The following is an 11,909-nucleotide window of genomic DNA, read 5'->3' on the forward strand; positions in this document are numbered from 1 at the left end:
GTGACCCACCTTCTCCCTGTGTCAAGGCTTCAGCCGCCATACCGTCCCCTCCCCATTGGCCGACAGCAGGAGGGAGCCGTCCGGGCCGGCGGCGAGTCCGGCGAACGGGCGGGGAGCGCCGACCATGCCGTGGACGAAGAGCGCGGGCGCGGTGCGCGGAGCGGTGCCCGGGGGCTGCCCGACGGGCAGGTCCTCGGCCTCGGTCCGGCGCTCCCCCGTGCTCAGCGAGATCGCGGTCAGCCTGCGCGGCCCGGTCTCCACGGTGAACAGCGTGTCGCCGAGGACCGCCAGCCCCTGGGGTGCGCCGAGCCCGTCCGCGACGACTGCCGTCGTCCCGTCCTCATCGATGCGCAGCACGGCCCCGAGCCGGTCGTCGCTCACATGGCACCGTCCCTCGGCGTCGAAGTCCACGTCCACCGGGTGGCCGAGCCCTTCGGCGAGGACAGTGACGGTGTCGCCGTCGTCGATGGACACGACCCGCCCGGCGCCCGCCTCCGCGACGACGAGTGAGCCGTCCGGTCCCACGGCGATGCCGACCGGCTCGTTCAGGCCGGTCACCCGCTGCCGGGTGGTCCGCTGAACGGGGTCGTGGGTGTGGACGTCGCCGTACTGGGAGGTGGAGTGGACGAGCCCGTCCGCGTTGGTCACGCCATGGACGAAGGGCATCAGGGTGAGTGAGGTGACGCCGCCCTCCTCGCCCGCCGCGTCGGCGGTGACCGGCTCGCCCTCGTCGACCGGCGCCGGGCCGGCCAGCCGGTAGTGGTCGGCCACGTACACCGTGCCGCCGAGGTCGACCGTCACCCCGTACGGGCCGTCGAGGCCGCGCGGGACGATCTCCCGGGTGCGGCCGTCGGGGTGCAGTTCGGTGATGCCGCCACTGGCGTAGCTGGAGACGAACATGCGGTTCTCCGCGTCGAACGCCGCGTTGTCCAGACCCACCAGGCCGCTGGTGACGAGCGTGCGGGAGCCGCTGCCTCGCAGGTCGATCCGGGTGACGATGCCCTCCACCCCGCGTGACAGGACGTGCAGCGTCCCGCCCTGGTCGAAGCGGACCGCGACCGGCTGGTGCACATCCTCGGCGACCACCTCGGGCACACCGCCGTCCGGCGGGATCCGCCAGACCTGGTTCGTCATCATGTGCGGGTAGTACAGCAGGCCGTCCGGGCCGAGCTGCATGGCGTTGCCGAGGGCGAGCCCCTCGGTGAGCACCACGGGCTCGCCGCCGTCCGGGAACAGCTCCAGCAGCCGGCCGCCGGGCCGCATCTCGTTGACGAAGAGCCGGTCCCCGACGCAGGTGATGCCGTTGACCGCCTTCACCTCGTCCGAGACCACGGTGTACGTGCCCTCCGGGCCGCGCCGCCACACGCGGCCGGGGATCAGGTCGGCGATGTACATCGACCCGTCCGCGCCGAAGGCGAGGTCGTCCGGCGACTGCACCGGGCCGTCCATCGGGACGACCACCTCGATGTCCCCGGTGGCCGGGTCGACGGCGCTGATCTGCCCGGCGAGGTACTGGGCGACGTACAGCCGCCCGTCCGGGCCGAAGGCGACACCGTTCGAACCCCACAGCGGGCTCGGGTGGTTGAGCCGCCGGGCGCGCCGGCGCGAGCCGGAGACGTCCGTGCCGTCGCCGGTGCCGCCGAAGCGGTTGTGGCCCCGCGCGCTCACGCTTCCTCCGCCCCGGCCAGGACGTCGTCCATGCCGCCGCCGGCGCGCCAGTGCCGGAGCAGGTCGTGGAAGGCGACGGGCCCGTCGGCGTACGCGTTGCGCTTCTGCGGCATGCCCTCGTTGTTGTAGTAGCCCGGGGTGCACTCCGCCTGGAACGCGTGCAGGTCGGGGGCGTTCTCCCGGAGGGCGGCCAGCCACGCGTCCTGGGCCGCGGAGGTCGGTTCGACGTACCGGGCCCGGCGCTTGCGGGCCTCGGTGACCATCTCGGCGACGTGGTGGGCCTGTTCGTCGAGGATGTGGACGAAGTTCACGGAGGACGCGTTCTGCAGCGGGCCCAGCTGGAAGAGGTTGGGGAAGCCGTGGGTGCAGAAGCCGTGGAGCGTCCTGGGGCCGTCCGCCCAGGCCTCGGAGAGCGGGACGCCGCCCTTGCCGTACACCGGCAGCCGTCCGGAGAGGATCCCGGAGACGCCCACCTCGAAGCCGGTCGCGAAGATGACGCAGTCGACCTCGTACGCGGTGCCGCCGACCACGACGGCGGTCTCCGTCATCCGCTCCACGCCGTGGGTGTCGGCGGTGTCGACGAGGGTGACGTTGGGCCGGTTGAAGGTCTGGAGGTAGTGGTCGCTGAACGTGGGCCGCTTGCACATGTAGCGGTACCAGGGCTTGAGCTTCTCGGCCGTCTCGGGGTCCTCGACCACCGCTTCGACGCGGGCCCGGATCTCGTTCATCTTCTGGAAGTCGGCGATCTCGTACAGCCGTTCCCGGTCCTCGGCCGGAACGTCCGCGTAGGCGTTGGTCGGGATGAGCTTCTCCTGGAGCCGGGCGCTGCTGGTCCAGGAGTCGTTCACCAGGTCCTCGTCCGTCCGGACGCCGGTGACGACCTTGAGGAAGTTCTCCATGCGGTGCCGCTGCCAGCCCGGCCCCAGTGTCTCGGCCCAGTCCGGGTCGGTGGGGCGGTTGTCCCGTACGTCGACGGAGGAGGGCGTGCGCTGGAACACGTAGAGGTGCCGGGCGTCCTCGCCGAGGTGGGGCACGACCTGGATGGCGGTGGCGCCGGTGCCGATGAGGGCGACGCGCTTGTCGGCCAGCTTGCGCAGTCCGCCGTCCGCGTCACCGCCGGTGTAGTCGTAGTCCCAGCGGCTGGTGTGGAAGGTGTGGCCCCGATAGGTCTCGATGCCGGGGATGCCGGGCAGTTTGGCCTGGCTGAGGGTGCCGGTGGCGGTGATGACGTAGCGGGCCCGTATGCGGTCGCCACGGTCGGTGGCGACGGCCCACTCCAACCGGTCCTCGTCCCAGCGGAGTTCGGTCACCTGGGTCTGGAAGCAGGCGTCCTCGTAGAGTCCGAAGTGGCGCGCGACGGCCTGCGCGTGCTGCCGGATCTCCTCCCCCGGCGCGTAGCGCCACTTCGGGACGTAGCCGACCTCCTCCAGCAGGGGCATGTAGATGTAGGACTCGATGTCGCAGTGGATGCCCGGGTAGCGGTTCCAGTACCAGGTGCCGCCGAAGTCCCCGCCCTTGTCGATGACCCGGATCGACTCCACGCCCGCCTGCCGCAGCCGGGCGGCGGCGAGCAGACCGCCGAACCCGCCACCGACGATCGCCACCTCCACCCGGTCGTGCAGCGGCTCCCGCGTGTACTCGGGGTCGGCGTAGGGGTCCTCGGCGTAGTAGCCGAACTCCCCGCCGACGCCCCGGTACTGGGCACGGCCGTCCGGGCGGATCCGGCGCTCGCGTTCGGCGCGGTAGCGGGCGCGCAGGGCCTCCGGGTCGAATTCCAGGTCCTGCGGCGGCCGGGGCGGGGTGGAGGAGGTGTTCGGGGCGGACATCGGCGTCCTCTTCCTCTCTGTGGTCCATCGGCGGACGCCGTGCTCGTCGGCGCGCCACCGGGAGCGGAACGCCGAAAATCTATCACTTAAAAAATTAGCGCGGAGTCAGTACCTCCACGGAGTGGCCGCACGCGGTACTGCTCATCGGTCGCCCGGGGCCGTCTCCTGCCCGGAGGCGTCCGCGGGCACCAGCATCCGGGCGAACGTCTCGGCGATCGCGGCGATGTCCACGGTGGGGTCGTGCATCCACTGGAGCTGCAGACCGTCCATCACCGCCACGACCGCCCTGGCCAGATGGCCGGCCGGTTCGTCGGCGCGGATCTCACCGGCGCGCTGCCCCTTCTCGAGGTTCTGCGTGGCCTCGGCCGCGAGACCCCGGTAGCGCTCGGCGAGGTGACGGTGCACAGGGCTCCCCGGCTCGGTGGCGGCAGCCGAGAGCGTGACGCACAGTTTGGCCACTCCGGGGTGGCCGGTGATGAGGCGGGCACCCGCCACCACCCCGTCGACCACTGTCTCGCCGTCCCCGGCGGCACGGGCGAGCGACTTGCCCAGCACATCGCGCCGCTCCAGGACCGCGAGGAGCAGGTCGTCGCGGGTGGGGAAGTAGTACGTCAGCGCGGGCTGCGTCACTCCGACCCGGTCGGCGATGTCCTGCAGGGAGGCTCGTTCGCCGTGCTCGTCGATGGCCTCATAGGCGGCTTGGAGGATCTGTTCCCGTCGCTCCGCGCTCTTGCGGTACGGGCCCCGTGGCTTTCGCTGGTTCGTCACTCCGCAGACCGTACGTCACCGGTTCGAACCGGGAAGGCGTCGATTGACTCTCGATAGGTACCGATCGAAAATCGATAGATGCATCGACTCTTCATCGCCGCGCTGCGGGCCGGAATCGCCGCCGCGATCCTGCTGGGTCTCTTCGGGCAGATCGTCGTCATCCCGACGACGGCGGCCGACGAGGTCGGCCGGTTCCCTCCGTACGCCCCCTACGCCACGCCCTACGTGACGGTGGCGATCCTCGGCGTCGCCTGCGTCCAAGTCGCCCTCGTCGCCACGTGGATGCTGCTCGACATGGTCCGCCGGGGCGCCATCTTCACCCCGCGGGCGTTCCGCTGGGTCGACATCATCATCGGGTCCTCGGTCGTGGCGACGCTGCTGGCCATCGGGGTCACCGGCCATCTCACCCTGGCGAGCGTCCCCTCCCCCGACGACGGGATGGAGGTCATCAGCACGCTGATCGCCGCGACCGCGAGCGCCGGTGTGGGGGCGGCGTTCGCGATGCTCGTCGTCATCATGCGAGGTCTGCTGCGCCAGGCGACGGATCTGCAGACCGAGATCGCCGAGGTCGTCTGATGGCGATCATCGTCGACCTCGACATCCAGCTCGCCCGGCACCACATGTCCGTCGGCGAGTTCGCCGCCGCCGTCGGTATCACCCCCGCCAACATCGCCGTGCTGAAGAACGGCCGCGCGAAGGCGGTGCGGTTCACGACGCTCGACGCGATCTGCCGCACCCTCGGCTGCCAGCCCGGGGATGTGCTGCGCTACGTACCCGACGAGGCTCAGGACGACGGCTAGTGGATCGGCGCGGTGGGTTCGGGCAGCGAGCGGAACAGCAGCCAGCTCAGGGCGGGCATCACGATCAGCGGGGCCAGGGCCGTTCGCAGCGAGGTCGCGTGGGCGACGCTGCCGATGAGCGGAGTGACCAGGCCGCCGGCACTGACGGTCAGCCCGAGGGTGATTCCGCCGGCGGTGCCGACGCGGGTGGGCAGATAGTCCTGGCCGAGGGTGACCTGCAGCGAGAAGGGGACGTACAGGCCGACGGAGGTCAGCGCCACGAACAGGTAGAGCGCCGGACCGGGTACGAACACGACCCCCGCGACGGCGGCGACCGAGACGAGGTAGGACCAGCGGGCCACGGTGACCCGGCCCCAGCGGTCGGCCAGATGGCCGCCCAGCACGGAGCCCACCGCGCCGCCGAGAGAGAGCACGAACAGCGCCGCGGTGCCCGCCGCCGTGCTGCCGCCCGGACGCGCTCGGGCTGGCGTCCGGAGCCGCCATCGACGCCCACCGCCACGACGACCACCAGATCGTCTACGCGGGGCGGGGAGTGCTGGCCGTGACGACCAGCACCGGCACCTGGATCGCACCGGGCACGCGCGCCATCTGGGTGCCGGCCGGTACCGCGCACGCCCATCAGGCCCACGGCGAACTCGAACTGCACCTGGTGGGCCTGGCCGCGAGCGACAACCCGCTCGGCCTGGACGAGCCGACCGTGCTGGCCGTCGGGCCCCTCCTGCGTGAACTGCTCCTCGCCTACACCCGCGCCCCGCACGACGACAGCCCCGAGCGCGGGCGGCTGCGGGCCGTGTTGCTCGACCAGTTGCGCGCCTCGCCCCAGCAGCCCCTGCGCCTGCCCGCCCCGACCGCCCCCGCGCTGACGGCGGTGTGCGAGATCCTGCGCGCCGATCCGGCCGACGGCCGCACCCTGGCCGCCCTGGGCAGGGAGGTCGGCGCCAGCGACCGCACCCTCTCCCGCCACTTCAAGGCCGACCTCGGCATGACCTTCCCGCAGTGGCGCACCCAACTGCGGCTGTACCACGCGTTGATCCTGCTCGCCGAGGACCACCCGGTGACCACGGTGGCACACCGGTGCGGCTGGTCGTCCGCCAGCGCGTTCATCGATGTGTTCCGCCGTACGTTCGGGCACACGCCCGGAACACATCAGCCCGGTGCCGGCTGACTCCTGAGGATGACGAGCTGCCGCGTCGCCCGGGTCATCGCCACATAGCGGTCCACCGCTCCTTCGATGCCCTCGCCGAACTCCTCCGGGTCGACGAGGACGACCAGGTCGAATTCGAGCCCCTTCGACAGCTCCGGGGTCAGCGACCGGACGCGGGACGTCGCCCGGAACGACGGATCGCCGATGACGCAGGCGATCCCGTCGGCGTGTGCGGCGAGCCATGTGTCGAGGATCGCGCTCAGATCCGCGACGGACCCGTGGACGACGGGAAGGCCGCCGCCGCGGATGGAGGTCGGCACGTTGGCGTCCGGGAGCGCGGCCCGGATGACCGGCTCGGCCTCCGCCATGATGTCCTGCGGCGTCCGGTAGTTGACGCTCAGGGACGCAAGCGTGATCCGGTCCAGCCCGACCCGCTCCAGCCGTTCCCGCCACGACTCCGTGAATCCGTGCCTGGCCTGGGCGCGGTCCCCGACGATGGTGAAGCTGCGGGACGGGCACCGCAGCAGCAGCATCTGCCACTCGGCGTCGGTCAGTTCCTGAGCCTCGTCCACGACGATGTGCGCGAACGGACCGGCGAGCAGATCCGGGTCGGCGCCCGGCAGCGCGGTCTCGTCGACCAGGGCGTCCTGGAAGTCCTCGCCGCGCAGCATCGTCACCAGGCCCACGCCGTACTCGTCGTCCGCGGCCTCCATCAGGTTGTCCACGACGCTGACCATCCGCTCGCGTTCGGCCTCGACGGCGGCCCGGTGGCGGCGCCTGCGCCGGTCCGCCTCCGGGTCGCCGAGCCGCTGCCGCGCCGCGTCCAGCAGCGGCAGGTCGGACACCGTCCAGGCTTGGGGCGCCGCCGTGCGCCGCAGCGCCCGGACGTCCTCGGGGCCGAGCCAGGGAGCGCACATGCGCAGGTAGGCGGGCACCGACCACAGGTCCCCGACGAGGTCGGCCGCCTCGATCAGCGGCCAGGCCCGGTGGAGGGTCCCGACCAGCTCCTCGTCCTGCGCCAGCGACCTCCGGAAGAGGCCGGGCGCGACATCGCCGTCGAGCTTGGCCAGCAGGATCGTGACCAGCTCCGCCCAGATCTGCTCGCGCGCCTCGTTGTGCGGAGTGCCCGGGTCCGGCGCGTCGAACGCCTCGGCCCAGTCGTCGGCGCTCAGCCAGAGGTCGGCCCAGTCGGTCGTGACCGTCATCCCCTCGGCGGGCGGCTCCTCGTAGAACCGGACGGCCTTCTCGATCGCCTTCACCATGTCCGCGGACGACTTCAGCCGGGCCACCTGCGGGTCGTCCTCGACCGCCGCTCCCGCCCCTTCGGCCACGAGGTCCCGCAGGGTGCAGATCCGCACGCCCTCTTCCCCGAGGCTGGGCAGCACATCGGAGACGTACGACAGATACGGCTGGTGCGGGCCGACGAACAGCACACCGCCCCGGCGGTGTCCGAGGCGAGGGTCGGAGTAGAGGAGATAGGCGGAGCGGTGCAGGGCGACCACGGTCTTCCCCGTACCCGGACCGCCGTCCACGACGAGAGCGCCACGGGACCCCGCCCGGATGATGGCGTCCTGGTCGGCCTGGATGGTGCCGAGCACATCGCGCATCCGCGGCGACCGGTTGCCGCCCAGGCTGGCGATGAAGGCGGACTGGTCGTCGAGCGCGGCGTGCCCGGCGAACCCGTCCGGGGTGAACACCTCGTCCCAGTAGTCGCTGACCCGGCCGAGGGTCCAGCGGTACCTACGGCGCCTGGCCAGCCCCATCGGGTTGGCGTGGGTGGCCCCGAAGAACGGCTCGGCCACCGGGGAACGCCAGTCGAGCAGCAGCTGGCGGCCCGCGCTGTCCTTGAGGCCGAGCCGCCCGACGTACACGGGCTCGCCGCCGTCCTCGCCGACCATGTGCCCGAGGCACAGGTCCAGGCCGAAGCGCCGCAATGTGCGCAGCCGGGCGGTCAGCCGGTGGATCTCCGCGTCCCGGTCCATCGCCTGCTGGCCGATGCCGCCGGGCGCCTTGCGCGCGGCGTCGAGACGGCCGGACAGTTCGGCGATCGACTGCTCCAGGCACTCCGCGATGGCCGCGAAGTGCCGCTCGTCACCGGCGATCAGCGCCGGGTCCGCCTTGGCCGAGAGGCGCTCGGGGAGATCGAACGCGCCGATGGGCCCGCTCGCCCCGTGCTCCGGCAACACCACACGCACGTCATGACTCCGTTTCCGCAGGTCCTGGCTTCAGCCCGAGATTTTGCGGCACGATGGGGGCCTTGCCGCAAGGCCCCCGGTGCGCTATACGTTAAGAGTGGCGAGGAGTGGGTGACGTCGTCGACGACGAGCCCGTACCGCCCGATCCGCAGCCCGGATCATCCCGTACCCCATTGGCCCCGCCGCCCCGCGTTGATCCCGTTCCGCGCTGGTCCCGCCCCATGTGATCCTGCTCCGTGATGACCCTGCGCAGACGCCCCCACATAGGCCAGAATCATGGAGACCGTCGTCACAAGGGGGGCTTGGTGCGGATCGACGTAGCGGTGAGTGGCGGCGAGGAGGAGCTGCGATCGCTCCAGGACTGGCTGAGACGGGATCCGGCCGTACGCCGCGGCGCCCGTGTGGAACTGGTCCAGGCCGCGCCGGCGCCGGGCCAGATGGGCGCGCTCACCGAGGTGCTGCAGCTGGTCACCGACAACGCCTGGAGCGCGGCCTCCTTCGCGCTGGCGCTGTCCACCTGGCGGCAGACGCGACCACAGGCCCGTCGGATCACCGTGCGCCGGGGCGACCTCGCGGTCTCCCTCGACGGCGGTGGTGACGAGGACGTGCGGCGCCTGATCGAGGCGCTGGAGCGCCCGGCCGAGCCCGCACCGGAGCGCGAGCGGGACGGGGACCGGGAGGCCGGCACGGGGGAAGGGCGATAGCCGTGGCCGTCCTCCCCGACCCGGCCGCCACGCGCGCGGTGCTCATCGGCACCAGCCGGTACGCCCATCTGCAACAGCTCCCGGCGGTGGCCAACAACCTGAGCGCGCTGGTCGCGCTGTTATGCGCCCCGCATTCATGGGGCCTGGCACCCGAGCACTGCACGGTGGTCGAGGATCCCGCCACCGCGGTGGAGGTCCTCGACGCCGTGCGGACCGCGGCCGAGGAAGCCACGGACACGCTGCTGGTGTACTTCGCCGGACACGGTCTCGTGGAGCCGCGCCGCGGCGAGCTGTTCCTGGGGCTGACCGGGTCGCTGCAGCACCGCTCCTACACCGGGCTGCCCTACGGCACGCTGCGCGATGTCGTGCTCGACGGGCGGACCGGTCGCCAGGTGATGCTGCTCGACTGCTGCTTCAGCGGGCGGGTGCTCGGCTTCATGAGCGCACCGGGCACCGAGACCGTGATCGACCAGGTGGAAGTCGAGGGCACCTATCTGCTGGCGGCCGTCCCCGACACCAGCTTCGCGCTCGCCCCGCCGGGTGAGCCGTACACGGCCTTCACCGGTGAGCTGTTGCGGCTCCTGCGCGAGGGGGCGCCGGGCGGGCCGGAGTTGCTGGACCTGGACACGGTCTACGCACGGGTGTATTCGGCGCTGCGGGCGAAGGGGCGGCCGCTGCCGCAGAAGCGCGACCGCAATACGGCGGGCGGCCTGGCCCTGGCCCGCAACGTGGCCTGGACGCCGCGCGGCTTCGGCCCGCCGCCGCCACCGTACGGCCGCGAACCGGGGCCGGCGCCCACGCCGCCGTACGAACCGCCGCTCACTCCCACGCCATCGGTGTACGAGGACGAAACCGGCCCGGCCCCGGCGCCCGGAGCGCTGACCGCGCTGCCGCCGAAGCCCGCCTGGTCGCCGGTGTCCCTGCCCTCGACCGCCCCGGCCCCCTCCCCCGGCGGTGCCCCACCGGGCGGCCGCCGGGCCCTCCGCTACGGGCTGGCGGGCGGGCTCGCCCTCGCGCTGATCGCCGCGGGCATTCCCCTGGTGATGTCCTGGGTGAAGGACTCCGGCTCCTCCCCGGACGATTCGGGGCAGCCGCGATCCACGTCCTCCAGCACGCCGAAGACGGGCCCCACCTCCGGGTACGACGCCGCGACCAAGGACACGGTGAACGCCTCGCCGAAGAGGGGCGGCACGCTGAAATTCGTCAGCAGCACCACACCGGATTCCTGGGATCCGCAGCGCAGCTATTACGGCTTCGTCTGGAACTTCTCCCGCTATTACGCCCGCCAACTGGTCACCTATGCCTCCAAAGCCGGTAAGGGCGGCGCCGAACTGATTCCGGACCTCGCCGAGAAGAGGGCCGAGGTGACCGACGGCGGCAAGACGTACACCTACACCCTGCGCGACGGCATCACCTGGCAGGACGGCTCGAAGATCACGTCCGAGGACATCAAATACGGCATCGAACGGATCTGGGCCACGGACGTCGTTCCCGGCGGGCCGGTCTATCTGCAACAGGTGCTGGACCCCGATCACACCTACAAGGGACCGTACAAGGACACGTCCGAGGACAAGCTGGGTCTGAGGGCCATCGAGACCCCGAACGACAGGACCATCGTCTTCAGACTGCCGAAGCCCAATGGCGACTTCGAGCGGATGCTCGCGATGCCGGCCGGATCACCCGTCAAGAGGGCGAAGGACACCAAAGCCCGGTATCAGGATGGTCCGTTCTCCTCCGGGCCCTATGAATTCCGTTCCCATCGGCCCGGCAAATCGCTGGAACTGGTCCGCAACGCCCAATGGAACCGGGCGTCCGACCCGATCCGCGCCGCCCTCCCGGACCGGATCACCGTGGACATCGCGTCCGATGAGCAGGCGACCGCACGGGCGCTGTTCTCGGGCCGCTACGACCTCGCCATGGGGTTCACCGGGCTCACCGGGGAGGGCCTCGTCAAGGCCCGGAAGGACTCCGGCCTCAAGGCCCGGCTGGACAATCCGTACAACGGAATCCTCCTGTACGCCGCTCTTCCACGCTCCGTCACACCTCTGGACAACGTCCACTGCCGCAAGGCCGTCATCTATGCGGCGGACAGGGAGAACGTACGGACAGCGGCCGGCGGCCCGCTCAGCGGCGATATCGCGCCCCATATGCTCCCGCCGGCCGTCGCGGGCTCCGACCCCTCCTACGACCCGTACGGGACCCTCAAGGACGATGGGAAACCGAACGCCACCGAGGCCAAAACCAAGGCCAAGGAGGAGCTGGCGGCATGCGAAAAGCCGAACGGCTTCACGACCACCATCGCGACACGTAACCGCCCCGGCGACGTGGATATCGCCATGGCGCTCTCGGAGTCGCTGAAGCGGGTCGGTATCCGCGCCCGGGTCGAGCAGATCGACCTCGCGAACTACGCCGAGACGATGGGGTCGCCGGCGACGGTGAAGAAGAAGGGCTACGGCATCGTCGTCCAGAGATGGGGCGCCGACTTCCCCACCGGCCAGGGCTTTCTCCAGCCGATCGCCGACGGCCGCCTCATCCAGAACAGCGGCAATTTCAATATCTCCGAGCTGAACGACCCCACGGTCGACGATCTCTTCGACGCGGCGATCGCCGAAGAGGACCCGGCGAAGGCCGGGAGGGACTACGCGCGGATCAACCAGAAGATCTCCGACTCCGCCGCGTATCTGCCCCTCCTGTTCCAGCGGAGCACGCTCTGGCGCGGCTCCCGGCTGACCAACGTCCGTACGAGCGAGGCCTGGGACGGCAACTACGACTACGCCTCACTGGGCGTTGACGGCTAGTGCCGC

Annotated in this window: 9 protein-coding genes and 1 pseudogene; 5 read left to right on the forward strand and 5 right to left on the reverse strand. The window is 71.4% G+C overall.

Annotation, left to right across the window (positions count from 1 at the left end; translation table 11 throughout):
- Window positions 1–21: 21 nt before the first annotated feature.
- The 3 genes from ASC60_RS36235 to ASC60_RS36245 all read right to left on the reverse strand — a co-directional run bounded on the left by ASC60_RS36235 (window position 22) and on the right by ASC60_RS36245 (window position 4,262).
- On the reverse strand, window positions 22–1,668 hold the full coding sequence (locus ASC60_RS36235) for an SMP-30/gluconolactonase/LRE family protein (protein WP_055557974.1): 1,647 nt from the start codon (window positions 1,666–1,668) through the stop codon (window positions 22–24).
- Window positions 1,665–3,494, reverse strand: coding sequence for an NAD(P)/FAD-dependent oxidoreductase (locus ASC60_RS36240; protein WP_055557975.1), 1,830 nt, complete (start codon window positions 3,492–3,494; stop codon window positions 1,665–1,667). Before ASC60_RS36240 ends, ASC60_RS36235 begins: the two co-directional genes overlap by 4 nt.
- Before the next feature lie 141 nt (window positions 3,495–3,635).
- A complete protein-coding gene (locus tag ASC60_RS36245; protein WP_055557976.1) occupies window positions 3,636–4,262 on the reverse strand; it encodes a TetR/AcrR family transcriptional regulator in 627 nt (208 codons plus the stop codon).
- 78 nt (window positions 4,263–4,340) lie between these two features.
- On the opposite strand from ASC60_RS36245, the gene ASC60_RS36250 reads away from it, so the two are divergent.
- Both ASC60_RS36250 and ASC60_RS36255 read left to right on the forward strand, forming a co-directional pair.
- The gene (locus tag ASC60_RS36250; RefSeq protein WP_055557977.1) at window positions 4,341–4,838 is read left to right on the forward strand and encodes a DUF2975 domain-containing protein; all 498 of its coding nucleotides are present in this window, start codon (window positions 4,341–4,343) and stop codon (window positions 4,836–4,838) included.
- Window positions 4,838–5,062, forward strand: coding sequence for a helix-turn-helix transcriptional regulator (locus tag ASC60_RS36255; protein ID WP_055557978.1), 225 nt, complete (start codon window positions 4,838–4,840; stop codon window positions 5,060–5,062). The genes ASC60_RS36250 and ASC60_RS36255 overlap by 1 nt, the downstream gene beginning before the upstream one ends.
- Here ASC60_RS36255 and ASC60_RS36260 read toward each other — a convergent pair.
- Window positions 5,059–5,523: pseudogene (locus tag ASC60_RS36260) on the reverse strand (MFS transporter); the annotation flags it as partial. The gene ASC60_RS36255 and the pseudogene ASC60_RS36260 overlap by 4 nt on opposite strands.
- A 2-nt stretch (window positions 5,524–5,525) precedes the next feature.
- Between ASC60_RS36260 and ASC60_RS36265 the strand changes: the two are divergent.
- A complete protein-coding gene (locus ASC60_RS36265; protein WP_055557979.1) occupies window positions 5,526–6,227 on the forward strand; it encodes a helix-turn-helix transcriptional regulator in 702 nt (233 codons plus the stop codon).
- Here the strand turns inward: ASC60_RS36265 and helR are convergent.
- Window positions 6,209–8,395: an RNA polymerase recycling motor ATPase HelR gene (helR, locus tag ASC60_RS36270; RefSeq protein WP_267892854.1), complete on the reverse strand. Its 2,187-nt coding sequence runs from the start codon at window positions 8,393–8,395 to the stop codon at window positions 6,209–6,211. The two genes, ASC60_RS36265 and helR, sit on opposite strands and share 19 nt — an antisense overlap.
- A gap of 311 nt (window positions 8,396–8,706) precedes the next feature.
- Here helR and ASC60_RS36275 point away from each other — a divergent pair, with 311 nt between their 5' ends.
- Together ASC60_RS36275 and ASC60_RS36280 are read left to right on the forward strand one after the other, a co-directional pair.
- On the forward strand, window positions 8,707–9,105 hold the full coding sequence (locus tag ASC60_RS36275; protein WP_199831150.1) for a hypothetical protein: 399 nt from the start codon (window positions 8,707–8,709) through the stop codon (window positions 9,103–9,105).
- Between the two features lie 2 nt (window positions 9,106–9,107).
- The gene (locus ASC60_RS36280; protein WP_055557980.1) at window positions 9,108–11,903 is read left to right on the forward strand and encodes an ABC transporter substrate-binding protein; all 2,796 of its coding nucleotides are present in this window, start codon (window positions 9,108–9,110) and stop codon (window positions 11,901–11,903) included.
- The last annotated feature ends 6 nt before the right edge of the window (window positions 11,904–11,909 follow it).

Source organism: Streptomyces sp. NBRC 110028 (assembly GCF_001417735.1).
Classification (GTDB): domain Bacteria; phylum Actinomycetota; class Actinomycetes; order Streptomycetales; family Streptomycetaceae; genus Streptomyces.

Coding starts and splice junctions, on each gene's coding strand:
- ASC60_RS36240 (WP_055557975.1), bottom strand. CDS start 3,494: ATGTCCGCCCCGAACACCTCCTCCACCCCGCCCCGGCCGCCGCAGGAC.
- ASC60_RS36250 (WP_055557977.1), top strand. CDS start 4,341: ATGCATCGACTCTTCATCGCCGCGCTGCGGGCCGGAATCGCCGCCGCG.
- ASC60_RS36255 (WP_055557978.1), top strand. CDS start 4,838: ATGGCGATCATCGTCGACCTCGACATCCAGCTCGCCCGGCACCACATG.